The following is a 21,866-nucleotide window of genomic DNA, read 5'->3' on the forward strand; positions in this document are numbered from 1 at the left end:
GATGAAAATAACCGTCATCACGGCCTTTCCAGAGCTGATGCGCAACTATCTCGCCGCGAGCGTCCTGGGACGCGGGATAGCGGCGGGGAGGCTCGAAGCCGAAGTCGTGGACATCCGCGATTTTTCGGAGGGTTCGTACCGGCAGATAGACGACTATTGCTACGGCAGCGGCGGCATGATGCTCATGGCGGAACCGCTGGCCAAGGCGGTTGAATCGGTCTCCGGCGGCGGAAAGCCCTACGTCGTCTACCCGAGCCCGCAGGGGGTGCGCCTCCATCAGGAGCTCGTGGAAGACCTCGCGCGGAAGGAGCACCTCGTCATCGTCTGCGGCCACTACGAGGGCGTGGACGAGCGCTTCACGGAAAAGTTCGTCGATATGGAAATATCGCTCGGCGACTTCGTGCTGACGGGCGGCGAAATGCCCGCGATGGCGATAGTGGACGCCGTGTCGCGGCTGATTCCAGGCGTCGTCGGCAGCGGAAGCTCCGTCGAAGAAGACTCCTTCTACAGCGGAATGCTCGACACGCCGCACTACACGCGCCCGGCCGAATGGCGCGGCGAGCATGTGCCGGCGGTGCTTCTGAACGGGGACGCGAAGGCCATCGAGCGCTGGAGGCGGCGGCGGTCCGTCGAGCGCACGCTCGACAGGCGGCCCGACGTGACGTCGCGTGCGAGCCTCGCTCCGTGGCTCTCGGGCGGCGCGTACGTGATGGAGGTGCATTATCCGGTTCTCGACAAGCGCGGCGAAAAATCGTCCACCGCTATAACCGGCATGGACCTGCACGACATCGCGCGCGCCTGCCGCACCTTTGGAATAAAGAAATACCTGCTCGTCACGCCCATCGCGCAGCAGCGCGAAATGGCGAAGCGCATCGCGGGACACTGGACCTCGGGCTGGGGCGCGGACTACAACCCCGACAGACGCGAGGCTTTCTCCACGCTCAAGATATTCGCCTCCGTACAGAAGGCGCTCGCCTGGGCCGAAGAGAAAGAAAAAAAGCCCGTGTTCAAGATAGCGACGACGGCGAAGCGGCACGAGGGCGCGCAGCACTGGCTGACGCTCAAGCGCGAAATACTGCGGCGCGACCACAGCCCCGTATTCATATTCGGGACAGGCTGGGGCCTCCACGACGAAGTCATGGACGTGGCGGACGCCGTAATGACGCCCATAACAGGCGGCAAAGACGGCTGGAACCACCTCTCCGTGCGCAGCGCCGTGAGCATAACGCTCGACCGCTTCTTCGGCTGGCGCTGACGGCGAAGCGGGCTTAAGCAACAGACCAACGGCGCGAAAACGCCGTAAAAGATGAAAAAATAAAACAATTACGAAAAGGAGGGAAAACCTCATGCAGGATCCAAGAATTGCTCTGGTAGAGAAAAAATACCATAAGGCGGAAGGCTCCATCCCCGAGTTCCGCCCCGGCGACACGGTCAAAGTCCACGTCAAAGTCGTGGAAGGAAACCGCAGCCGTATACAGGTCTTCGAAGGCGTAGTCATCGGCCGCCAGCACGGCGGTCTCCGCGAAAACTTCGTCGTCCGCAAAATATCCAACGGCGTAGGCGTGGAAAGAATATTCCCCGTCCATTGCCCGAGCATCGACAAAATCGAAGTGACCCGCAAGGGCCGTGTCCGCCGCGCGAAGCTCTACTACCTCCGCAAACTCAGCGGAAAGGCCGCGCGCATCAAAGAGCGCAAAGACTTCGACAAATAACCCGTATCACTACGGAAAACGCAAAAGCCTCTCCATCGCGGAGAGGCTTTTTTCATGCGCGCGCGCCGCCGCCCTTCCGCGTCGCGCAGAAGAGAAACGCGCGCTCCGGAGTTTGCGAAAAAACCGGCTCCGTCCATGTGTCATGACGCCGCCTTCGCCGCAAAAGGCCGCCGCGCCCCGGCGCTTTACCGCCAGCGCGTCCGCGCGCCGAAATTCGCCGTTCCCAAACCGACAGCCCAAATAATATAATTTATCGCGGAAAACACAAGACAGGCAGGCGAGCGTCAGATGGAAGTCAAAAAATGGAGCTACGAAGAATTTCCTGAATACACGGAAACGCCTGAAGGGGCCGTCCGCGTCGAAACCACCGGGGACGAAACAGGCGTGCGCTTCGTCCGCGAAGTCGAATACGCCGCGCCGGACGGCGTGCCGCTGCGTCTCAACATACTGCTCCCCGTAACGCGGAACGAGCCGGACAAAAAACATCCCTGCCTCGTCTACGTGCAGGGCTCCGCGTGGAAAGAACAGGATTTATACATGTCCGTCTGTGCCGTGGACGAGCTCGTGAAAAAAGGCTGCGCGGTCGCGATAGCCCAATACCGCCACACGGGACAGGCCCCATTCCCCGCGCAGATAAGCGACGCGCGCAACGCCGTGCGCTACATGCGCGCCCACGCTGAAGAATACCGCGTAAACCCTGACGAAATATTCGTAGGCGGCGACTCCTCCGGCGGACACACCGCCGTCTTCTGCGCCATAGCTGAAGAGGGCGGCGACATGGACGAAAGCCTCTTCCCGGGCGTCTCGGCCGAAGTGCGCGGCGTGCTCGACTACTACGGCACGGTCACGCTCCTCATGGAAGACGGATTCCCGACGACCACGAGCCACCACACGCCCAAAAGCCCCGAAGGGAAACTCCTCGGCGGCGTGTACGTCATGGAACACCCGGAACTCGCCGCGAAAGCGAGCGCCGTCACCCACATAACGCCGGACAAAAAACTCCCGCCAGTCTGCATCTTCCACGGCACCAAAGACCGCACCGCGAACGTCCGCCAAAGCGTAGAACTCTACGAAAAACTCCGCGCCTGCGGCAAAGAGGCGCGCCTGTACCTGATAGCCGGAGCCGGCCACTGCGGCCCGGAATTCTGGACGCCGGAAGTATGCGCCCTCGCGTGGGACTTCATGCAGGACTGCCTGAAAAAATCAGCCGCGCAGGACTGGCGGGAAAGCCGGTGAAAAACGGAGAAAAAGAATATTTGTGCCTCTTCGCCCGCGGCTTAGCGGCCTTGCAAAACCCGTTTGAAAAAATCCTAAAAAATCTTTCTAAAAAGGCTTGACGAAACGCCGAACTTTTTATATACTTTTTTGCGTTGAGCGCCGGGGTGGTGGAAATGGTAGACACGCACGTTTGAGGGGCGTGTGGGGCAACCCGTACGAGTTCAATTCTCGTCTCCGGCACCATTTTTAAAAACCCTCGAGAGACCAGCCGAAAGGTTGGCCTCTTTTTTATTATTTGATATTATTTTTCTTTTCCGCCGCGTACGAGGCGGAAAAGAAAAATATAGTGAATTAACTAAAACAGCAAACATTTATGTCATTTCGGCAATCTTCCGGCTGGAATCTCCGCCACTAACACAGAGGCTGAATGAAGCTATGCAGCTATAATGGATTCTATTGAGTATAGGACGAAGGCCCCGCAGAGCCTGCCCCGTTTCACTGGGCACAGAAGATTTGCGGGGCGGCATAATGTTTAGTGTAAAGTTGAATTATTGTAAATGTTTCTTGTCTTTAGTTAAACTGCCATAAAAACCGGCTGCGCGTTCTGGAAACTCCACAGACGCGCGGCCGGTTTTTATTCGTCGTTCGTTTCGGTTACAGCTGTCCGGCTTTATATTTTTTATGTACCCAGTAGGGCAGTATGAACATGAACGGGATGTAGATCACGGGAACGCCCATGTAGGACAGGAAAATCTTGTAGCCCCAGTTGACTATCGCGAGAATGCCGAACTGTCCGAGCGCTATCGCTATGACCATGAAAAAAGCTATTATCAGGAAGCGCGATGCGACGCTGCCTACCTTCAGCTTCGACGACACGACGCCTTCGTACCTCGCCACCGTGCCGCACATGAAACCAACACCTGTGCTGAGTACGGCGAGCATGGCGAGAGTTACGTAAATCAGATGGAAGTGCGTCCCCATGCCTATGCGTTTGAGCGCGGTGACGACCGGCAGGCTGTCGGTGAGAGCCCCGGGCATCTGCGAGGCGAAGAGCGTGTTCATTATCATCGTGCATCCGCCGACGAGCACGGAGCCGAGGACCGCCGTGACGAGCGAGTCGCGTTTGCTTTTTATTACGCCTTTTGAGGTCGCCATGCCGGAGTCGATGAACGAGCAGAAAATGGCTATGTAGAGCACGATGTTGAGGATCACCGTGCCGTACGAGGCGTTCATCGTCCTGTCGGCTATGTACTCGTGCGTTGCGGGCCACGACGGGCCGACGCCTTTGACGCCGATGGCGAGAACCATGAGGACCAGCGCCACTGTGATAGCCGTCGAGGCGTGGCGCACGAGCGCTTCACCGAACAGCAGCAGCGCGACGACCACGACGACGGTGGTAAGCCCGCCGATGAAGAAGGGGATTCCGAGCGTCTCAAGCAGCGCCCCGCCGCTCGCGTAGGACATGGAGGGCTATGACGATGCTCGAAAGCAGAACGGCGAGCTCCTTGTAGGCGACGAAGATTTTTCTGTATCTTCCGAACACGACGTTGTAGAAATCGTGGTAGTTGTACACCTGATATAACCTGCATGTTTCAAGAACGTAATAGACTATCCACGAGCTGATTATCATCAGGACGATGGGGCCGACGTAGACGCCGAGCCACCCGTAGCCGACGAAGTACTGCACGAGCTGCGCGCCGCTGGCGAAGCCGGGCCCTATGTGCGTGCCGAACCAGACGCACGCAACGGATACGGGCCCCATTAACCCTTTTAGCGTGCCGCCTGACATCGCTATCCCTCCCTGATGTCTCTTACAAGATTCCTGAATGCGCTGATGTAGAATTTCGTGTCGAGGGACACCGCAGCCGCGTCGAATCCCTGCTCAAAGTAGGCGCGCGTGGACTTCGCGTCTCCGGTGTAGAGCATCGCGAATTTTCCGGTCTCTTTGCATGCCTTCAATATTCTGTCGATTGAGTCCTTAAACTCCTGCGTGCCGAATTCTCCGGGCTTTCCGAGCGCGGCGGAAAGGTCGAACGGGCCGATGAATATTCCGTCGACGCCCTCGATATGCGTTATTTCTTCTATTCCTGCGAGGCATCCCGCCGTCTCGCACTGGGGAATCAGCAGGGTTTCGCTGTTGCAGGTCTCGAAATACGGCGTGAGCCCTTTACTCGCGTAGTCCGCTTCGCCCCATATCGCGTCGCGCCCCCACATTACGCCGCGGCTGCCGACCGGGTAATATTTCGCGTAGCCGACGAGGTCGCGCACCTCCTGCACCGACTCCACGCACGGGACGACGAGCCCCTGGACGCCTATGTCGAGCATCTTCAGCACCGACGGGCGGCTGCAGTCCTTGATTCTCGCGAGCGGCGTGATATTGCGCAGGCATGCCGCGCGCACGAGGTCCGCCGAGCTTTCCGGCTCGAACGGGCCGTGCTCGGAATCTATGATGAAGAAGTCCAGCCCCGAAGCTCCGAGGCATTCGACGGCATTCGAGCCGCCTATCTCAAAAAACGTCCCAATCCCTTTGCCGCCGGCGAGCAGTTTTTCTTTCAGCAAGTTTTTCATCGTATTCGCTCCTTTACTTCGCAATGGCCTTTTTGTTTATCGTGTTGTAGGGGATTTCTCCGCGGCACAGCGTGACCGCCGTCTTCGCCGCCTTTTCGTGGAGCTCTTCAGTCGATTCGACGCCGTCGTAGCCCGCGTGCGGCGTTAGTATGACGTTGTTCATGGAGACGTACGGATGGTCGCTCGACGTTATCGTCTCAAACTCGACGACGTCCAGCCCCGCGGCTCCGACCTTACCGGATTTCAGAGCCTCGATGAGGTCGGCTTCGCAGATGATCGGGCCGCGCGCGGTGTTTACGATGATCACGCCGTCCTTCATCTTCGCGAGCGCCTCTTTGTCTATCATGTGGCGCGTCTCCGGCGTCATCGGGGTGTGGACGGAGATGATGTCGGCCTGCTCGAACAGTTCGTCCTTCGTGAGGCGTTTCACGCCATGTTTCTCAAAAACGTCGTCGGGTAGGAACGGGTCGTAGGCTGCCACGTTGTAGCCCATCGGCTTGGCGAAGGCGGTGAGCTGGCACGCGATGGCTCCGAAGCCGACGAGGCCGAGCGTCCTGCTGCTCGCCCGGCGCATCGGGATCCCTTTCGGGCCGCGCGACCATAGCCCCTGCCGGACGTTTTTGTCGAAGAGCAGAAGATTGCGCGAGAGCGCGAGAATGAGCGCGAAGGCGTGCGTCGCCACCTCCGGGATGCAGTAGTCGGTGAAATTGCAGACGGGCAGGCCGCGCTTGTTCGCCGCCTCTATGTCTATCGCGTCGACGCCTATCCCGTAACGGACGAGCCCTTTCAGATTCGGGCAGGCGTCCATGACTTCGGCGCTGAGCTTGACGAGCACCGTCATCAGCACGTCCGAGTCTTTGCAGCGTTCTATAACGTCCCGCTCGTTCGCGCAAGTTTCGAGCACGAGCTCTATGCCGTTTTCGGCGAGGAGCTTCTTTTCGATTGCGTAATCGTATCCGACGAAAAAGTCGGAGTCCACAAGACAGACTTTCATAATAAATTCCTCCTTTTGGGTTGTATGGCTTGCCGCTGGCATTTATTCTATGTTGCGCGCGAAATGTGTATCAAATAAAAGACAGGCGGCGGCGCGCTGGAAGCTTCCGTGTATTCTGAAAAGACATCGCATATTAGTGCATGAGGTTAAATGTTTAATTAAAAAACTCACAATATTTCAATATGTTTATGGCTTTGTGGTATTATGAGAACAGTTAGGTTTTTTATAAGATATTGGACTACACGCTTCGGCGCGGCGCGGGAACTCCGTATGACAGGGCAGCGTGCGCGTGCGGTAAGAGGGAGGTTTTTGCGTTGCCGTCTCCGAGAGAATATATCCAGAAAGTTTTGGACAGAAATCCGTTCACTCCGCTGTGGCAGGCGGTGTTCTCATATCTCAAGCGCGAGATCATCACCTTGAAGCTGCCCCCGGGTGAAAAACTCATGGAGAGCCGCATAGCTTTGGAGCTTGAGGTCAGCAGGTCTCCGGTGCGGCGCGCCGTTGAACAGCTTGTTATGGAAGGGCTGGTCGAAACGCATGACGGCAAGCCGCAGGTTTCGACTATCACCAAGAAAGATTTGCAGCATCTCGCGTTCGCGCGCTTTGAAATCGACGGGGAATCGGCGGGGCTTGCCGCGAAAAGGATAATGAAAGAGGATTTGTCCGCGATGGAAAACCTGCTCGGACAATTTGAAACTTTTCACGGAGAAGAGCCTTTCTACAGATTTGCTATCATCGACGACAAATTTCACGCGATCATATATAAGTCGTGCGGGAACCCGTATTTGCAGTCGATGTACGCGGTCATCCGCCCTAGCCTGCTGAGGTACAGGTATTACTCGATGACCGTCTATCCGGATAAAGAGGATATGCTTCGGAACACGTACGTATGTCACGGCGCTATTTTCCACGCGCTGAAAAATCATTTGTCGCACTGCGCAAAGGTGGAGGCACAGCAGGACGCCTCTAGGATGGCCGAGACCATAGCGGTCATTCCGAATATGGTAAACTACGATATTTTCAAAACACTCGATAATTCTGCAATAGATTTATAGCTTCCGCGCTGTGTTATCAGTGCAGAATTCATTTGCGGAGCTGCGTAATAGGAGCCACGTATGTGAAAATCCGGCGGACGACGGATCTTCCTGCAAGCCTGGCTGTAATTTATGCGTCCTGCGTATGAGCGGAGTTTTACGGCAGAAAGTCAGCGCGCCCGTTGAGAAGCGGCTCTAGGCCGCCAGCTGCAGCATTGCGTGGAGCTTCGCATGGAGCGCGGTCGTCTGGTGTGTCAAATCGTTTCTAGCGCATGTAGAGCGAATTGCCGTAATGCATGTTTCCATAATTCAAGCGGCTTTGCAGTGTGAAGAATCTCCGTTGCCTGAGCGTCCATGTCGTAGTCCAAGCCGCCGTCGTCATAGTTCGACGCGCCGTAATGGGGCGCGCAGTGTAAAACATGCATAATGAGATAGAGCCAGACGGCGCTGCATTGAGGAACGGAGGCAGGCAAAGTGTTGAGTTATCGTTACAAAAAACTAACGTCGGTTCACGCGCCAGATGCCCGCCGTTATCATCATCGCTCCCAGCGCGAGCCATATCGTGTAGCGTTCGCCGATCAGCAGGTAGGATATGACCATGCCTGCGAGGGGCTGGAGGAACTGGAACACCGTCAGACGCGCCACCGGTATGGCGGAAAGAGCTCTGTACCAGAAAAGATAGGCGAGGCCGGAGGATAGCGCGCCGAGGAAGACGAGGGCCGTCCATGTGCCGGCCGTGAACGACGGGACGACGGAGTAGTCGGTTCCTACGGCGAGAGTCGCGGCGAAGGCGAATAGCGCGGCGAATACCAGCTCCCAGAAGATTGAGAACGAGGGCGGCATGTCGTGTTTGAGGAAGCGGCGCGAGACGACTAGGAAGACGCCCCAGTTCAGCACCGATGCGAGCATCAGCCAATCGCCCCACGAGCCGAACGAAGCCTCGGCCGTCTCTTTCACAGTCCCGGCGGCGAGCACGAGCGCGACTCCGGCCGAGGCCAGCGCGAGCCCGGCGGCGGCTCCGCGCGACAGCTTTTCCTTGAGGAATATCCAGCCAAGCGCCGCTACGGCCGCCGGCGACGCGACCATCATCCAGTTTGCGTTGCCCGCGCCCGCCGTCTTCATCGCTACAGCCTGTATCCCCTGGTGGAAGAAAATCCCCTGAAAACCAAGAAAAGCCAGCAGCGCAGCCTCGCGCGCCGAGGGCAGCCGCAGCTCGCGCGACGCGGCGCAGCCGAGCGCGAGCACGGGGAGGGTCATAGCGAGGCGTATGAAAAGTATCAGCGACGGCTCCGCCTGCGCGAGCGCGTACTTGACCGCTGCGAAGCTCCCGCCCCATATCGTTACGGCGCATAGCGCCATCGCGTAATCCGCCGCGCGCGGAGCGCGCTGTCCCGAGATTTCATCCTTTTCCGGCATTGACGACACCGTCCCAACTTGAAATATAACGCGAAGATTATACAGCTTCACGGCGCGTTCCGCCTCGCCTCGCGCCTCCTGTTAAGAAACGCGGCCGTTGGCGGCCTCGCGGGATACGCGGGCTTGGAGCCGACGGACGCCGCGTCCGCTGGGAGGCGTTATAGTTCTTTAACTTTTATAAAAAAATATATGTCGCCCCGCAACGTCCCTGTGTCCGATGAAGCGGGGCAGGATCTGCGGGGCCTCCGTCCCGTCCCCAGCGGCAGCTTTTGTGGCTATATCGCATTGTTTTAGCCTCAGTGTTTAGGACGGAGGTTCCGCGCAGAAGATTCGCGGAACGAAGTCGTTTTTATATAAAAGTTAAGCACTATACAGGCTGCGGCTTTGCGTCGGTGTGGTTTGACGCGCAGTGTCAGACGCGGCACCATACGTTTTGCTTATAGGGCTTGCAGCTGTATTTTCCCGGCCGGGCCGCGCCGAAAATCCGCGCGTCCAGGCTTAAAAAAGAAATGGAAAAATATTTCCTTTTTTATAAAACCGGGACACATTTTTTTAATTTATCTGCTATTATTAAGAGAGCGCCAGAATAACGACCGGAGGATAAATTTATGAATAACATACAACACCTGCGCTACGCGGTAGAGGTGGCGAAGACGGGCTCGATATCGCGGGCCGCGGAAAACCTCTTTATGGGCCAGCCGCATCTAAGCAAGGCGATACGCGAGCTCGAAGACGACATGAACATCACCATATTCCGCCGCACGCCGAAGGGCGTCGAGCCGACGGAGCAGGGCGAGCAGTTCATAGAATACGCGCGCCGCATCCTCGAACAGGTGGACGAGCTCGAAGCGCTCTATAAACCCTCCGGCGTAAAAAAGTTCAGCCTTTCGCTGCCGCGCGCGAGCTACGCGGCCTTCGCCTTCACGGAGTTCGCGGCGGAGCTCGACGACGCGGAGGGGCTTGACATTAAATACCGCGAGACCAACTCGACGCAGGTCATAAAGGACGTCGGCGACGCCGTATCGAACCTCGGCATACTGCGCTGCCAGAGAGAGCACGAAAAATACTTCCTGAGCGCGCTTGCTGAGCGCTCGCTCGGATGCGAGCCGGTGTGGGAGTTCGAGTACCTTGCGCTGATGTCGCGCGCCCACCCGCTCGCGCGCCGTCCCGAGCTGAAATACGGCGAGCTGCGCCTATATACGGAGATAGTCCACGACGACAATTCGATTCCCGCGATGCCGGTCTCCGAGGCGCGCGTGCTGGCGCAGAAGCACGAGAAAAAGAAAAAGATAGCCGTCTACGAGCGCGGCATACAGTTCGAGCTGCTCTGCCGCGTGCCTTCCACTTATATATGGGTCTCTCCGATGCCGCGCGAGACGCTCGACCGCTTCGGCCTCGTACAGAAGCGGTGCAGCGACGCGGACAACGCTTTCCGCGACTTTCTCATCTTCCGCAGGAATTACCGTTTCACCTCCGAGGACGAGCTGTTTGTGAAAAAACTGCGCGAGACCGTGGCGAAGGTGAAGGCGGAGACGGAGCCTGCGAGCGCGTAGGCCGGGGCGAGAGGAGCGGCGCGCGCCGGCCGCAAGCGGCGTTTCACAAACGACGCGGCGTCCGCCGTCCAGGACTTCCGAAAATCTGGCGAAGTCAAGGCGGCCGGACGCCGCGTGAATATTTACGGACGTTTAGCGGCGCTTAAGGAGAAACGGCGCGCCTTACGCCGTTCAGCGGCTGCGTGAAGTTTCGCGCGCGCCGCCGGACTTTTTGAATTTCACCGTTGCTTTGCCGGAACCGGCGGCGTCAGAGGCATGTGGCCGTTAGAGGCGCAAGCCGCCGGACGCCCGGCCTCACAAGTCCGGCGCGACGGTTTTTCTTCTTTGAGCTAAACGTATCCGCCTTTGCGCTGTTACGCCGTCAGAAGCGGCTTAGTCCAGACTTATAAGCTTGTACTTCCTGCTGCCGAGCCCTATCTCTTCGCCGTATTCGAGCGTGCGAGGGCCGTCGCGCGACTCCATGCGCTCGACGAGCGCGGCTCCGTCGGGCGCGGCGCGGACGAGATCGACGCAGGCCTGGTCGAGCGCCACGGGGTCGAGCGAGGCGAGCACGCCGATGTCGTGCATCTCAGGCTCGGAGGGCGTCCCGTCGCAGTCACAGTCTACGGATAGGCGGTTCATAACGTTTATGTAGAGGATTTTATCGCCGAGCGCGTCAGTCACGGACTTCGCCGCCTCCGCCATCGACTCGATGAAGCCGTTGCTGTGTATGACGCTCTTGCCGTGCCCGGAGGCGAGCCCTATCGAGATGTTCTTGACCGCGCCGCCGAGCCCCGCCATCGCGTGCCCCTTGAAGTGCGAGAGAATGACGTAGAAATCGTAATTCCCGAAGTGCGAGCCGACGAAGTTTTCCTTGAGATGCCTGCCGCCGCGCACGGGGAGGGCCGTTTCACCCTCCGCGTCCAGTATGTCCACCTTCGCTATCTTTGTAAATCCGTGCTCTTCTGCGACCTTCATGTGATTTTCCGCGTCGCTGCGCGCCGTGCCGTAGGCGGTGTTGCACTCGACTATCGTGCCGTTCACCCCGCGCACGAGCTTTTCTATCAGCTCCGGGCGCAGGTAGTTGCTGCTCGGCGGCTCTCCGGTGCTTATCTTCACGGCGACGTTCTTCCCCTCGGCTTTGCGTCCGAGAGCCTTGTAGACCTTTACGATCGAGTCGGGCGTTATTTCCTTCGTGAAATATACCGCCGGCGGCTCGGCAGCGAAGGCCGCGCCCGCGCAGAGCGCCGCCGCGGCTGCCGCCGCAATAATTTTTACGCTTTTCATTCCTGTCTCTCCTTTCGGCTGTTTGTAGTTGTCTAACTGACAAGGGAAAACAACGGGGGTTCATCGTCATTCCGCGCTTGGCGCGGAATTCAGCGGCGTTAAATGCGTGAAGCTGTGTGGAACATGAGTCGCTGGATACCGGGTCAAGCCCGGTATGACAAATTATGTTCTTCCCAAAAAGTTAGATATTTATATGTCCAAACGCTGCCGGTCGGAACCGTCTCCGTGCCGCTGAAAAAGAGGCGGACGGGCCGCCCCTTCGTCAGTCTATCGAAACGAGCCTGTATTCGCGTCTGCCCGCTCCGGCTTCTTCGGCGTACCGCAGCAGTTCGGTGTGGTGGTAGTCCTCCCACTCGCGGCGCAGCTCTTCGGTCGCCGCCGCGCCGAATGTCATGTCCACGGCGGCCTGGTCTACGGCTACGGGGTCGAGCGATGCAAGTATGCAGAGGTCGCCGGGGTTCTTCGTGCCTTCGCAGCCGTCGTCCGGCTCCGTCGATGAGAGTACGTTGATGAAGACCCACGCGTCTTTTTTATAGTCGAGCGCGGCTTTAACGGCGTCGGCGAAGGCTTCGAGCTGTTCTTCCATCGGCGCGGGCGAGTAGCGTTCTGTCGTCGCGCCAGCGCTGTGTATGTTGCATTTGCCCGCTGGCGAGGCGAGGCATATCGTCAGGTTTTTGAGCGTGCCGCCGTAGTGTTCGATGTGGTGCGGCTTGAAGCGCACGACCGATATGACGGAATCGTAGTCCGCGAAGTGCGAGCCGGTGCGGTGGAACGTCAGCCGCTTGCCGTTCGTCACTGGCATGTCGAGCTCGCCGTCGGCGTCAAGGATGTCTACCGGGGCTACCGCCGTGAAGCCGTGCTCGGCGGCGAGCGCCATGTGGCTCTCCGCGTCGGAGCGGCGCGCCGTCATCGCGTTGGATTCGATGAAGGTCCCGTTCACGCGCTCTGCGAGGCCGCGCAGCATCTCGGGCGGCAGGTACGGGCCGCCGGGCGTCTCGAATGTCAGCTTTATGCCCACTTTGCCGCGAGGCGCGCGTCCGAGCGCCTCGTATATTTTCACGAGCCCTTCGGCGCTCACGCCGCGCGTCGCGAGGACGACGGAGGCTTTCTCGCCGTCGGTGCGGTGTGCGAGTCTGCCGAAGTCAGCCGCGGCGCACTCCCCCGCCGACAACGCGAGGGCCGCGGCCGCTATGAGCGACAGTCCTAAAATCACCTATTTTCCCTCCTTATGACGAAGGCGCGCGGCTTTCCGTCCGCGCGCCGTGTCCTTTACTCTGCCGGCGTTTTTTTATCGCGCTCCGAGAGCGCGACGCCTCCGGCGCCGATGTTGTCCGGGCTGTTCTCTTTAAGGAAGACGAAGATGATTTCCTTCGGCAGCCCCATGATTCTCGACGCGCTTTCGGTCAGCTCGCTGATGAGCGCGTTTTTCTGTTCTTTCGTAAGCTTAGCGGCTTCCACCGTGATTGCGGGCATCTCCGGAAAATCCCCTTTCCGTCCGTTATTTCTCTGGCGCGCTTGCGAGCCTGTCGCATAGCTCGAGCGGCGCCGTTTGTATGACTTCTTTGGAGACGGCCATGTCTTTCGTCGTCTCTATGTATTTTTTGAAGTGCGGCATGTCGCGGTGTTTCTGGTACGCTTCGTCGTCCGCGTATATCTCAAAGAAAAGGAGCCTGTTTTCGTCGTTTTTGTCGGCGACCATATAGAGCGCGACGACGCCGGGTTCCACGCGCAGCGACTCGCGCATTTCCTCGCGCACCGAGGCGAGGAACGCTTCGCGGCATTCTGGTTTGACCACTATTTCCGCCATGTTGACGCGCGGGGCTTTCTCCGCGGCCGCCGCCGCCCCCGCGAAGGGCAGGGCGAGCGCCGCGGCGCAGAGTAACGCTAATATCGTCTTTTTCATAAATATCTTCCTCCTTAAAAATTCCGGCCGTCCGGATGCGGCCTAGCCGTTAAAAAAACGCCGGACGCCGTCGCGCCCGGCTGAATTCCGTTTTTCCTTTAGTCGAGCGAGACGAGCTTATATTCTCCCGTGCCCATGCCGAGCTCCTTCATGTACGAGAGCTGGCGCAGGCCGTGGCGCGTCTCTATGCGCTCGCGCAGCCCGCCGTCCTTGTTCTCGGGGAGCTGGTAAATCATGTCTATCGTCGCCTGGTCCACGGCGAGCAGGCTCGTCGAGCCGAGTATGCCTATGTCGGCGAGGGCCGGGGCCGCCGCCGTCGAGCCGGCGCAGTCGCAGTCCACGGACATGTTCTTCATCACGTTGATGAAGGTTATCTTCTTGCCGAAGTGGTCGACGACGGCCTTGGCGGATTCCGCCATGCGCTCCTGGAGAAGGTCCTGCGTCGCGCCCCACTGCTGTCCGCCTTCCGCGTGGATCATCTTCTTGCCTATCTTGCCGTCGGCGCAGCCTATGCCGATGTTCTTGAGCGAGCCGCCGTAGCCGCCCATCGTGTGGCCCTTGAAGTGCGTGTAGACCACCATCGAGTCGTAGTCCGTTATGCTCTTGCCCATCGACATCTCTTTGAAATGTTTGCCGCCCTTGACGGGAAGCATCACGGCGCCGGATTCGTCCATGATGTCCACCTTGCAGAAGTCGAAGCCGTTGGTCTTGATAGTCTCGCGGTGTCCCTCTGTCGTCTGGCGCGGGCTTTCGTAATAGACGTTCGTCTCGACGATGTTGCTGTTCGGTATGTGCGGCTGGAGCGCCTTGATAAGCTCGAGCGGCAGCAGGTTCGGGCCGTTCGGCTCTCCCGTGTGCAGCTTGATCGCCACCTTGCCGCTGATGTCTGCGCTTATCTTGTCGTAGATTTTGAGAAGGCCCTCAGGGCTTATGTCCTTCGTGAAGTAGACGACGGGAACGTCCCCTTCGGCGGCGAGGGCCGCGCCGCACATGAGCGCGAAGGCCGCGGCGAGACAAAAAAAGCGCGCGATGATTTTTTTCATACTTTCATGCTCCTTTCACAGTATTATGAAGGATATTTTAAACGTTGAAGCAAACTCCATGTCAAGCGCGGAATCGCGCGCCGCGGCTTCGTCCCGTTATTTTTCCTTCTTCGCCATGTTTCTGCACTTTCCGATGATTTCGCCGGTGCGCAGGTAGGAGTATGTCGGCATCTCGAAGAGCACCGGCTTCAGCTTCGCGTAGTCGATTTTGCCGTTTTCGTCCAGCACGTCCTCGTCGGCGCAGGTGCAGGCTATTTTGCAGATGAAGTTGTCGAAGGTCTCCGTCTCGTAGTTGTCCACGACCTCGCACTCCATCGTGAGCGGGCTCTCGTCGATGACCGGAGTTCCGGCCTCGCCTTCGTGCCACTCGAACAACGCGGACTTGTCCTCAGCCGCGCCGCTCACGGTCCCCGCGTAGTCGGCGCGCGGCAGCATCGCCTCGTTGACCATGTTCACGGAGAGCTTTTTTGACGCGATTATGCGCTTGTTCGAAAAATGCGCCTTGTGCATGCTTATCAGTATGCGGTCGTGGCCTATGATGCCGAGGTGTCCTATCATCAGCCAGTTCGGCTTTCCGTCCTCGAGGCTTCCTACGACCGCCGCGGGCGTCGGGTAGAGCGCTAGCACCGCGCCTATGTTTTTCTTCATTTCAACGTCAGCTCCGTTTCTTTTATTTTTCCGCGCCGCCGAAAAGGGCGCGCGCGTTATCATGCGCGGATATTCCCGCGTAGGGGAGGGCGCGGCGCGCCTCGGCGGCGGTTTTTATCCGCTCAGCGTGTGTTTACCGTTTAACGACCTCGTCCACGCAGGCGAGCGCGTTCAGCGTCCGCGGGAAACCCATGTAGGGCAGGCACTGCGTTATCGCCGCGACCATCGTATCCTCGTCGTTGCCGACGTTGAGGTTGCCCTGCACGTGCGCCTTGACCTGCGCCTCGCAGCCGCCCTGCGCCGAGATTATGCAGAGCGTCAGTATCTCGCGCGTCTTTATGTCGAGCGCGCCGCGCGTGTAAAAGTCGCCGAAGCACATCGAGGCGAGATACTCCGCGACGTGTCTGCGGTTCTCCGGCGAGCTTTGGTACATTCCGTCGAGGCCGCCGGGGAAAATGGATTTCTGCGTGAGATAGCCTTTTTCGCCGCGGTCGGCTTCGGTCACCGTCGCCATGCTCTTGGGCGGCGCGGCCTTCTTTTCGCGCAGAGCCTCGTTCATCTTGTCCGCCGCCGCGAGCGCCTTGGAGAAGCCTATGTACGGCGCGCACTGGTATATCGCTTCCTGAATCTCCTCCGGCGACACGCCGGCGTTGACCGCGGCCTTGACCTGCGCCTTGAGCTCGTCGAGCGTCTGGTTGACAGTCAGCACCGAAAGAGTGATGAGCGCGCGTTGCTTGTCCGTCAGCTTGCCTACGTTATACACGTCGCCGTAGACGAAGTTCGTCATCATCTGCCCGAGCTCGCCGCCGTTTTTGTAGTACGCGCCGTCGTCGCCCTTGAAAAGCTCGGCGGTCTTCGCCTCCGCCGCCTTGACGCGGCCGCGCGCGCCTATCTCCTTCGCCCACTGCGGGGCCTCCTCCGCGAAGCACGCGCCGGCTCCGAGAATTACGGCGAAAAGCGCGGCGGCCGTGAGCGCCGCTATTTTTGAACGCATGACATATTCCTCCTTAAAAATTTTGTTTCTGACCTCATGCTAAAATCTGGAGCCGGCTCCATGTCAATATGCGGAGCGCGGAAAATACGCGGGAGCCGAAGCGTATAATGGAACGAGATAAATTAAAATTCGTCCGCTCCGCGGCGCACGCGGCGCGGACGCGGAACGGAGATATGAAAAATGACGGAAACCACAAAAATGGAAAAGATACTGCTGGCGGTGAAAGACTCTCTGCTGCCGCTCACCTTGCGCATGGTCGAGGCCGGCAACCATGTATTCGGCGGCCTCGTGCTGCGCGCGGACGACTGCTCCGTAGTTGCGGCGGGCAGCAACGACCGCGTCGAAAACCCGATATATCACGGCGAGATAGACACGCTGCGCCGCTTCTTCGCTCTTGCGGAGCGCCCCGCGCCGCGCGGCTGCATCTTCGTCGCGAGCCACGCGCCCTGCCCGATGTGCGCCGCCGCCATAGCGTGGGCCGGCTTCCGCGAAGTATGGATGCTCTACGGATACGAAGCCGTGCGCGACGGCTTCGACATGCCGGTCGACCTCGCGATGTACCGCGAGATATTCGGCGCGGACGGCCCGCGCTCGGAAAACTCTTTCTACACGCTGCGCTGTCTGCGCGACGAGGCGAAAAAACACGGAAGCCCGAAAATCACAAAACTGCTGGCCGAGATAGACGCGGCCTATTCGTCGATGCGCGTGTGTGACTTCGAGTACCCCGGCATGTAGCGAAACGCGCCGCCGCTGAAAATCCGCTCCACGCCGCGCTTCACGGCGGCGTTACACATTTTCCCAGCAGAACAAGCCGTTATTTTACACATTTTTCCGGCAAAATCACGGCGCTTTTTACACGTTTTTCCGAAATTCCGGCGCGGCGCTTTTCGCTTAACCGCGCTGGCGTGCGGCGCGGCGTTTCTTCGCGGGGCGTAATCTTCCGCAAAACGATATTAAGTTATATACTTGATTGCGTGGGTGTGGGAAAGTTTCTCACGGATATATCGCGGGAAAAGGGGTTGAACATAGATAATGGCTGAAAGAAATCTGCTTGAGATAAAAGACCTGCACGTTGAAGTCGAGGGCACGGAGGTTCTAAAAGGCGTCTCGCTCTCGGTGGGCGAGGGCGAGATCCACGCGCTCTTCGGGCCTAACGGCTCCGGCAAAACGACGCTGCTCAACACAGTCATCGGCTTCGCGCGCTACCATGTGACGCACGGCTCGATATGGTTCAAGGGAAAGGACATCACGAACGCGACGATAGACGAGCGCGCACGCCTCGGCGTCGGCATCTCGTTCCAGAGGCCGCCGACGATACGCGGCGTCACGCTGCGCTCTCTCATTTCGTTCAGCCGCCCGTCGCTGACGAACGAAGAGATAGAGAGCACGGCGGAAAAGCTCGACGCGCGCGAGTTCCTCGACCGCGAGATAAACGCGGGGCTCTCAGGCGGCGAGATGAAGCGCACCGAAATGCTCCAGATAATCCTCCAGTCGCCGGATTTCGTCTGCCTCGACGAGCCGGAGTCGGGCGTAGACCTTGAGAACATGGCGCTCATCGGCAAAGCCGCGCGCATCGCGCTCGGGCGCGACAGCTTCGACGGCGCGGGCTGCCGCTCGATAAAGAGCCGCCGCGCCGAATACAAATCCGGGCTCATAATCACGCACACGGGGCAGATAATGGATCACGTCTTCGTGGACAAAGGCCACGTGCTGATGAACGGCGAAATAGTATGCTCCGGCAACGCCGCGGAGCTATTGAACGAAATACGCAATCACGGCTATACGGAATGCTTCCGCTGCGCCGGCTGCGCGGGGAGGAATGCCTGATGAAAGAATTCAAAATCGAAGAACATCTCGACGAGTTCCGCAGCGACGCGCCGGAGCATAAAGAAATAAAAAGCATCGGCGAGCTGCCCGAGGCCGACCGCGAGCGTCTGCTCCGCGCAGGAATAGACGAAAAGGAAAAAGCGGCGGGCACGATAGTCCACGCCGACCACGACACCGTATTCTGCAACGCGAACCTAAAGGGCGTGCAGGTCATGCCCATCTCATACGCGCAGTTCAAATACGGCCTCGAGGACTATAGCTGGAAACTCATCGAAAAAGAGCAGGACGCCTTTACGGAGCGCGCAGCGAACCGCAAAGAGGGCGGCTACTTCATCCGCGCCGAAAAGGGCGCGAAAGCCGAATTCCCCGTGCAGGCCTGCATGTATATAGAAACCGACGCGCTCGCGCAGGACGTCCACAACATCATCATAGCCGAAGAAGGCTCCGAACTCAGCGTCATATCCGGCTGCGCCTCCGGTCCGCACGTGCGCTCCGGCCTCCACGTCGGCGTATCCGAAATCTACGTAAAGAAAGGCGCGACTCTGACCTTCACGATGGTACACGACTGGGCCGAGGAAATGGCCGTCCGTCCGCGCACCGTCGTCGTGGTCGAAGAGGGCGGAAAATACATATCGAACTACATCTGCCTGAAGCCCGCTAAGGACCTGCAGATGTACCCGACGGTCTACCTCAACGGCGACCGCTCGGCCGCGGCCTTCAACACCGTGCTCATGGCCGGCGAAGGCTCGAAGATGGACACCGGCTCGCGCGTCTACCTGCGCGGGTGCGGCAGCCGCGCCGAGATAGTATCGCGCACAGTCTCGACCGGCGGCGAAATATACGCGCGCGGACATCTCATAGGCGAAGCCGCCGGCGTCAAGGCGCACCTTGAATGCAACGGCCTGCTGCTCTCGAACAAAGGCATGATACACGCGATCCCCGAGCTCGAAGCGCGCCACCAGGACCTCGAAATGTCGCACGAGGCCGCCGTCGGCAAAATAAACCAGGAAGAGACGGAATACCTAATGGCGCGCGGCCTCACCGAAGCCGAGGCGCAGTCGCTCATCATCAAGGGCTTCCTCTCGCTCGACATCCTGGGCCTGCCCGAGTCGCTGCGCCGCGACGTGGACAAGATGGTGGAAGAATCCGCCGGCGCGATGTAGCGGCGCTAAAAAATCAATACGAACGAAAAGCAGTCCCCTTCGCCGCGCGGAGGGGATTTTTTCGCGCCGTTGCGCGCGGAGACGCGCGATGCTACCATAGGGGAAGAATACCAAGCAAGGTATCGGAGTGAGGACGCATGAGACAATGTATGGACGCGGAGAACCTTCACAGAAGGCTCAACAAAATCATAGGGCAGGTGAAGGCCGTAGACAGGATGGTGGACGAGGACATCCCGTGCGAGGACGTGCTCGCGCAGATAAACGCCGCTAAATCCGCGCTCCACAGGGTCGGGCAGATAGTCCTCGAAGGGCACATAAAGCACTGCGTCCGCGACGGCATCGAGCACGGCGACGCGGACAAGACGATAGAGAGCTTCACGAAAGCCGTAGAGCGCTTCGCGAATATGAAATGACGCCGCCCGCGGCATAGGCCGAACGCCGCCGCGTCCGACGGGGAGCGCTCCAGGCGGACGCCGTGCGCCGCGGTGGTTTTCCGCGTCCGTGCTTTACGGCGCGCCATTTTATTTGCGCCGCTCTTGCCTACATATACCCCTATAGGTATAATGTCCGCAGCGATTATCTGTCTTATACGAAAGGGCGGCTGCGGCTATGATAGAAAAACTGGAAAAACTTCTCGAATGGGGCGGCGTCAGGCGCGACGCGGCGTTTCTCGCAATTTCGGGCGCGGCGCTCGCGGCGAGCTTTTTCGGGTACGGCGGGCTGCCCTTCGACCCGGCGTGGATAGCTATCGTGCTATGCGGCGCTCCGATAATCCTTGAGGCGTTCATCGGCCTCGTCACAGCCTTCGACGTGAAGGCCGACCTGCTCGTTTCGATGGCGCTCGCCGCATCGGTGAGCATCGGCGAGGATTTCGCCGCGGGCGAGGTGGCATTCATCATGCAGATAGGCGCGCTGCTCGAAGATCTGACGGTCGCGAAGGCACGAGCTGGCATAGAAAAGCTCGTGCGCCTCACGCCGCGGACTGCGCGAGTGCTGCGCGGCGGCGCGGAGGCCGAGATACCGGCGGAAGAAGTCGCGGCGGGCGATGTACTCCGCGTGCTGCCTGGCGAGACGATCCCCGCGGACGGCGTCGTGCTCGACGGGCAGACTTCGGTCGACCAGTCCGTTATGACCGGGGAGCCGATGCCAGTGGACAAAGGGCCGGGGGACGAAGTGTCTAGCGGCACGATCAACCAGTACGGCGGCTTCACGATGAAGGCGACGCGCGCGGGCGGAGACAGCTCGTTCCAGCGCATGGTGCGCCTCGTGCAGTCCGCCGACGCGGGCAAGGCGAAGATAGTGCGTCTCGCCGACCGCTGGGCTGCGTGGATAGTCGCGGCGGCGCTCGTCTCGGCGCTCGCCGTTTGGCTCGTCACAGGCGAGGCGATACGCGGCGTCACTATCCTCGTCGTCTTCTGCCCTTGCGCGCTCGTGCTCGCAACGCCTACCGCCATCATGGCGGCGGTCGGGAACTGCACGAGGTACGGCGTGCTCGTGCGCGAAGGGGACGCTCTGGAACGCCTTGCACAGATAAAAAAAATCGCCTTCGACAAAACCGGGACTCTGACCTACGGAAAGCCATCCGTCGCCGCGGTGCGCAGCTTCGCCGCCGGAGTATCCGACACGGAGCTGCTTTCGCTCGCCGCCTCGGCGGAGCTGCGCTCTGAGCATCCGCTGGGCAGGGCGCTCGTCGGGCGGGCCCGCGCCGGGGGCGTGACGGTGCGCGAACCCGACGGATTTTCCATGCTCCCGGGACTCGGGGTGGAAGCCTCCGTCACGGGGCGCGATGTGCTCGCCGGCAACGAAGCGCTGCTCGCGCGCCGCGGCGTATCGGTCGGGGGTGAAATCAAGGAAGCCGCGCGCGGCCTTGAGAGCGAGGGGGCGATAATCGTCTGGCTCGCGCTCGACGGGAGGTGCGCGGGCTTCGCCGCCTTCTCCGACGAAATGCGCCCTGGCGCGCCCGACGCCGTGCGCCGCCTGAAAAAGCTCGGCGTCTCTCCGGTGCTGCTCAGCGGCGACAGGAGCGAGGCGGTAGCCCGCGCCGCGCGCCTCGCGGGAATAGAAGAAACGCGCTGCGAATGCCGACCAGAGGATAAAATCAACGCGATAAAGGGATTTCAGGCCGCCGGGGCGCCTGTCTGCATGGTGGGCGACGGCGTCAACGACGCGCCCGCGCTGCGCGCCGCCTACGCTGGCATAGCTATGGGCGGCGTCGGCAGCGACATAGCCGTCGAGTCCGCCGGCGTAGTGCTTGTAGGCGACGACACAGACGTGCTGCCGCGCCTCTTCGCGCTCTCGCGCCGCATGATGACGACGATAAAGCTCAACATGGCCTTTTCAATGACGCTCAACTTCGCCGCAATAGCGCTCGCCGCCGCCGGGATACTGAATCCCGTCGCGGGCGCGCTCGTCCACAACGCCGGCTCTGTGCTTGTCATAATAAATTCGTCTCTGCTGCTGAAGTGGAAGAGAACGGATTAAAACGCCCGACATGGCGAAACGCCGCTCCGTCTCTCCTTGTGGCCGT

22 protein-coding genes and 1 tRNA gene are annotated in these 21,866 nt (G+C 59.6%); 11 read left to right on the forward strand and 12 right to left on the reverse strand.

The window, feature by feature from the left end; all coding sequences use genetic code 11:
* Window position 1: 1 nt before the first annotated feature.
* From trmD to B5F39_RS06850, 4 genes are all read left to right on the forward strand, one after another.
* On the forward strand, window positions 2-1,255 hold the full coding sequence (gene trmD / locus B5F39_RS06830) for a tRNA (guanosine(37)-N1)-methyltransferase TrmD (RefSeq protein WP_087365295.1): 1,254 nt from the start codon (window positions 2-4) through the stop codon (window positions 1,253-1,255).
* A 91-nt stretch (window positions 1,256-1,346) separates the two neighbouring features.
* Window positions 1,347-1,712 (forward strand): 50S ribosomal protein L19, encoded by a 366-nt coding sequence (gene rplS / locus B5F39_RS06835; RefSeq protein ID WP_087365297.1) that lies wholly within the window; start codon window positions 1,347-1,349, stop codon window positions 1,710-1,712.
* Between the two features lie 288 nt (window positions 1,713-2,000).
* Window positions 2,001-2,948, forward strand: a complete 948-nt coding sequence (locus B5F39_RS06845; RefSeq protein WP_087365301.1) for an alpha/beta hydrolase — start codon at window positions 2,001-2,003, stop codon at window positions 2,946-2,948.
* A 140-nt stretch (window positions 2,949-3,088) separates the two neighbouring features.
* Window positions 3,089-3,173: transfer RNA gene (locus B5F39_RS06850), tRNA-Leu, on the forward strand.
* 411 nt (window positions 3,174-3,584) lie between these two features.
* Here the strand turns inward: B5F39_RS06850 and B5F39_RS06855 are convergent.
* From B5F39_RS06855 to B5F39_RS06870, 4 genes are read right to left on the reverse strand one after another with little or no spacing between them, the layout of a single operon-like run.
* A complete protein-coding gene (locus B5F39_RS06855; RefSeq protein WP_087365303.1) occupies window positions 3,585-4,394 on the reverse strand; it encodes a hypothetical protein in 810 nt (269 codons plus the stop codon).
* A complete protein-coding gene (locus tag B5F39_RS06860) occupies window positions 4,363-4,719 on the reverse strand; it encodes a hypothetical protein (RefSeq protein ID WP_087365305.1) in 357 nt (118 codons plus the stop codon). Before B5F39_RS06860 ends, B5F39_RS06855 begins: the two co-directional genes overlap by 32 nt.
* A 2-nt stretch (window positions 4,720-4,721) precedes the next feature.
* On the reverse strand, window positions 4,722-5,498 hold the full coding sequence (locus tag B5F39_RS06865) for an aldolase/citrate lyase family protein (RefSeq protein WP_087365307.1): 777 nt from the start codon (window positions 5,496-5,498) through the stop codon (window positions 4,722-4,724).
* A gap of 13 nt (window positions 5,499-5,511) precedes the next feature.
* On the reverse strand, window positions 5,512-6,492 hold the full coding sequence (locus tag B5F39_RS06870; RefSeq protein WP_158095964.1) for a C-terminal binding protein: 981 nt from the start codon (window positions 6,490-6,492) through the stop codon (window positions 5,512-5,514).
* Window positions 6,493-6,806: 314 nt separating this feature from the next.
* Between B5F39_RS06870 and B5F39_RS06875 the strand changes: the two genes are divergently transcribed.
* Window positions 6,807-7,547, forward strand: a complete 741-nt coding sequence (locus B5F39_RS06875) for a GntR family transcriptional regulator (protein ID WP_143330674.1) — start codon at window positions 6,807-6,809, stop codon at window positions 7,545-7,547.
* A 477-nt stretch (window positions 7,548-8,024) separates the two neighbouring features.
* Here B5F39_RS06875 and B5F39_RS06880 read toward each other — a convergent pair whose 3' ends face one another.
* Window positions 8,025-8,942, reverse strand: a complete 918-nt coding sequence (locus tag B5F39_RS06880; RefSeq protein WP_087365313.1) for a DMT family transporter — start codon at window positions 8,940-8,942, stop codon at window positions 8,025-8,027.
* A 608-nt stretch (window positions 8,943-9,550) separates the two neighbouring features.
* Here B5F39_RS06880 and B5F39_RS06885 point away from each other — a divergent pair.
* Window positions 9,551-10,495 carry a LysR family transcriptional regulator gene (locus B5F39_RS06885; protein WP_087365315.1) on the forward strand — a complete coding sequence of 315 codons (945 nt, stop codon included), beginning with the start codon at window positions 9,551-9,553 and terminating at the stop codon, window positions 10,493-10,495.
* Between the two features lie 372 nt (window positions 10,496-10,867).
* On the opposite strand, the gene B5F39_RS06890 is transcribed toward B5F39_RS06885, so the two are convergent.
* The 7 genes from B5F39_RS06890 to B5F39_RS06920 all read right to left on the reverse strand — a co-directional run bounded on the left by B5F39_RS06890 (window position 10,868) and on the right by B5F39_RS06920 (window position 16,349).
* Window positions 10,868-11,761, reverse strand: coding sequence for a DUF362 domain-containing protein (locus B5F39_RS06890; RefSeq protein WP_087365317.1), 894 nt, complete (start codon window positions 11,759-11,761; stop codon window positions 10,868-10,870).
* A 262-nt stretch (window positions 11,762-12,023) separates the two neighbouring features.
* The gene (locus B5F39_RS06895; RefSeq protein WP_087365319.1) at window positions 12,024-12,974 is read right to left on the reverse strand and encodes a DUF362 domain-containing protein; all 951 of its coding nucleotides are present in this window, start codon (window positions 12,972-12,974) and stop codon (window positions 12,024-12,026) included.
* Between the two features lie 56 nt (window positions 12,975-13,030).
* Window positions 13,031-13,234, reverse strand: a complete 204-nt coding sequence (gene dmpI / locus B5F39_RS06900) for a 4-oxalocrotonate tautomerase DmpI (protein WP_087365321.1) — start codon at window positions 13,232-13,234, stop codon at window positions 13,031-13,033.
* 25 nt (window positions 13,235-13,259) lie between these two features.
* Entirely contained in the window at window positions 13,260-13,664 is a 405-nt protein-coding gene (locus B5F39_RS06905; protein WP_087365322.1) for a putative quinol monooxygenase, read from the reverse strand.
* A 98-nt stretch (window positions 13,665-13,762) separates the two neighbouring features.
* Window positions 13,763-14,707 carry a DUF362 domain-containing protein gene (locus B5F39_RS06910; protein WP_087365324.1) on the reverse strand — a complete coding sequence of 315 codons (945 nt, stop codon included), beginning with the start codon at window positions 14,705-14,707 and terminating at the stop codon, window positions 13,763-13,765.
* 96 nt (window positions 14,708-14,803) lie between these two features.
* Window positions 14,804-15,355 carry a flavin reductase family protein gene (locus B5F39_RS06915; RefSeq protein WP_087365586.1) on the reverse strand — a complete coding sequence of 184 codons (552 nt, stop codon included), beginning with the start codon at window positions 15,353-15,355 and terminating at the stop codon, window positions 14,804-14,806.
* A gap of 133 nt (window positions 15,356-15,488) precedes the next feature.
* On the reverse strand, window positions 15,489-16,349 hold the full coding sequence (locus tag B5F39_RS06920; protein WP_087365325.1) for a carboxymuconolactone decarboxylase family protein: 861 nt from the start codon (window positions 16,347-16,349) through the stop codon (window positions 15,489-15,491).
* A gap of 180 nt (window positions 16,350-16,529) precedes the next feature.
* Between B5F39_RS06920 and B5F39_RS06925 the strand changes: the two genes are divergently transcribed.
* The 5 genes from B5F39_RS06925 to B5F39_RS06945 all read left to right on the forward strand — a co-directional run bounded on the left by B5F39_RS06925 (window position 16,530) and on the right by B5F39_RS06945 (window position 21,820).
* Window positions 16,530-17,084 carry a deaminase gene (locus B5F39_RS06925; RefSeq protein WP_087365327.1) on the forward strand — a complete coding sequence of 185 codons (555 nt, stop codon included), beginning with the start codon at window positions 16,530-16,532 and terminating at the stop codon, window positions 17,082-17,084.
* Window positions 17,085-17,381: 297 nt separating this feature from the next.
* A complete protein-coding gene (locus B5F39_RS06930) occupies window positions 17,382-18,176 on the forward strand; it encodes an ABC transporter ATP-binding protein (RefSeq protein ID WP_087365328.1) in 795 nt (264 codons plus the stop codon).
* Window positions 18,176-19,339, forward strand: a complete 1,164-nt coding sequence (locus B5F39_RS06935; RefSeq protein ID WP_087365587.1) for a SufD family Fe-S cluster assembly protein — start codon at window positions 18,176-18,178, stop codon at window positions 19,337-19,339. Before B5F39_RS06930 ends, B5F39_RS06935 begins: the two co-directional genes overlap by 1 nt.
* Window positions 19,340-19,476: 137 nt before the next feature.
* Complete coding sequence (locus B5F39_RS06940; RefSeq protein ID WP_087365330.1) at window positions 19,477-19,752, forward strand: metal-sensing transcriptional repressor; 276 nt, start codon at window positions 19,477-19,479, stop codon at window positions 19,750-19,752.
* A gap of 196 nt (window positions 19,753-19,948) precedes the next feature.
* Window positions 19,949-21,820, forward strand: a complete 1,872-nt coding sequence (locus tag B5F39_RS06945) for a cation-translocating P-type ATPase (protein WP_087365332.1) — start codon at window positions 19,949-19,951, stop codon at window positions 21,818-21,820.
* Window positions 21,821-21,866: the final 46 nt, after the last annotated feature.

This window comes from Cloacibacillus sp. An23, from assembly GCF_002159945.1.
Lineage (GTDB): Bacteria > Synergistota > Synergistia > Synergistales > Synergistaceae > Caccocola.

What these genes read in the sequence shown, in the direction of transcription:
- trmD (WP_087365295.1), top strand. Translation starts at nt 2, where the DNA reads ATGAAAATAACCGTCATCACGGCCTTTCCAGAGCTGATGCGCAACTAT.
- rplS (WP_087365297.1), top strand. Translation starts at nt 1,347, where the DNA reads ATGCAGGATCCAAGAATTGCTCTGGTAGAGAAAAAATACCATAAGGCG.
- B5F39_RS06845 (WP_087365301.1), top strand. Translation starts at nt 2,001, where the DNA reads ATGGAAGTCAAAAAATGGAGCTACGAAGAATTTCCTGAATACACGGAA.
- B5F39_RS06855 (WP_087365303.1), bottom strand. Translation starts at nt 4,394, where the DNA reads ATGTCCTACGCGAGCGGCGGGGCGCTGCTTGAGACGCTCGGAATCCCC.
- B5F39_RS06860 (WP_087365305.1), bottom strand. Translation starts at nt 4,719, where the DNA reads ATGTCAGGCGGCACGCTAAAAGGGTTAATGGGGCCCGTATCCGTTGCG.
- B5F39_RS06865 (WP_087365307.1), bottom strand. Translation starts at nt 5,498, where the DNA reads ATGAAAAACTTGCTGAAAGAAAAACTGCTCGCCGGCGGCAAAGGGATT.
- B5F39_RS06870 (WP_158095964.1), bottom strand. Translation starts at nt 6,492, where the DNA reads ATGAAAGTCTGTCTTGTGGACTCCGACTTTTTCGTCGGATACGATTAC.
- B5F39_RS06880 (WP_087365313.1), bottom strand. Translation starts at nt 8,942, where the DNA reads ATGCCGGAAAAGGATGAAATCTCGGGACAGCGCGCTCCGCGCGCGGCG.
- B5F39_RS06885 (WP_087365315.1), top strand. Translation starts at nt 9,551, where the DNA reads ATGAATAACATACAACACCTGCGCTACGCGGTAGAGGTGGCGAAGACG.
- B5F39_RS06890 (WP_087365317.1), bottom strand. Translation starts at nt 11,761, where the DNA reads ATGAAAAGCGTAAAAATTATTGCGGCGGCAGCCGCGGCGGCGCTCTGC.
- dmpI (WP_087365321.1), bottom strand. Translation starts at nt 13,234, where the DNA reads ATGCCCGCAATCACGGTGGAAGCCGCTAAGCTTACGAAAGAACAGAAA.
- B5F39_RS06905 (WP_087365322.1), bottom strand. Translation starts at nt 13,664, where the DNA reads ATGAAAAAGACGATATTAGCGTTACTCTGCGCCGCGGCGCTCGCCCTG.
- B5F39_RS06910 (WP_087365324.1), bottom strand. Translation starts at nt 14,707, where the DNA reads ATGAAAAAAATCATCGCGCGCTTTTTTTGTCTCGCCGCGGCCTTCGCG.
- B5F39_RS06915 (WP_087365586.1), bottom strand. Translation starts at nt 15,355, where the DNA reads ATGAAGAAAAACATAGGCGCGGTGCTAGCGCTCTACCCGACGCCCGCG.
- B5F39_RS06920 (WP_087365325.1), bottom strand. Translation starts at nt 16,349, where the DNA reads ATGCGTTCAAAAATAGCGGCGCTCACGGCCGCCGCGCTTTTCGCCGTA.
- B5F39_RS06925 (WP_087365327.1), top strand. Translation starts at nt 16,530, where the DNA reads ATGACGGAAACCACAAAAATGGAAAAGATACTGCTGGCGGTGAAAGAC.
- B5F39_RS06930 (WP_087365328.1), top strand. Translation starts at nt 17,382, where the DNA reads ATGGCTGAAAGAAATCTGCTTGAGATAAAAGACCTGCACGTTGAAGTC.
- B5F39_RS06935 (WP_087365587.1), top strand. Translation starts at nt 18,176, where the DNA reads ATGAAAGAATTCAAAATCGAAGAACATCTCGACGAGTTCCGCAGCGAC.
- B5F39_RS06940 (WP_087365330.1), top strand. Translation starts at nt 19,477, where the DNA reads ATGAGACAATGTATGGACGCGGAGAACCTTCACAGAAGGCTCAACAAA.
- B5F39_RS06945 (WP_087365332.1), top strand. Translation starts at nt 19,949, where the DNA reads ATGATAGAAAAACTGGAAAAACTTCTCGAATGGGGCGGCGTCAGGCGC.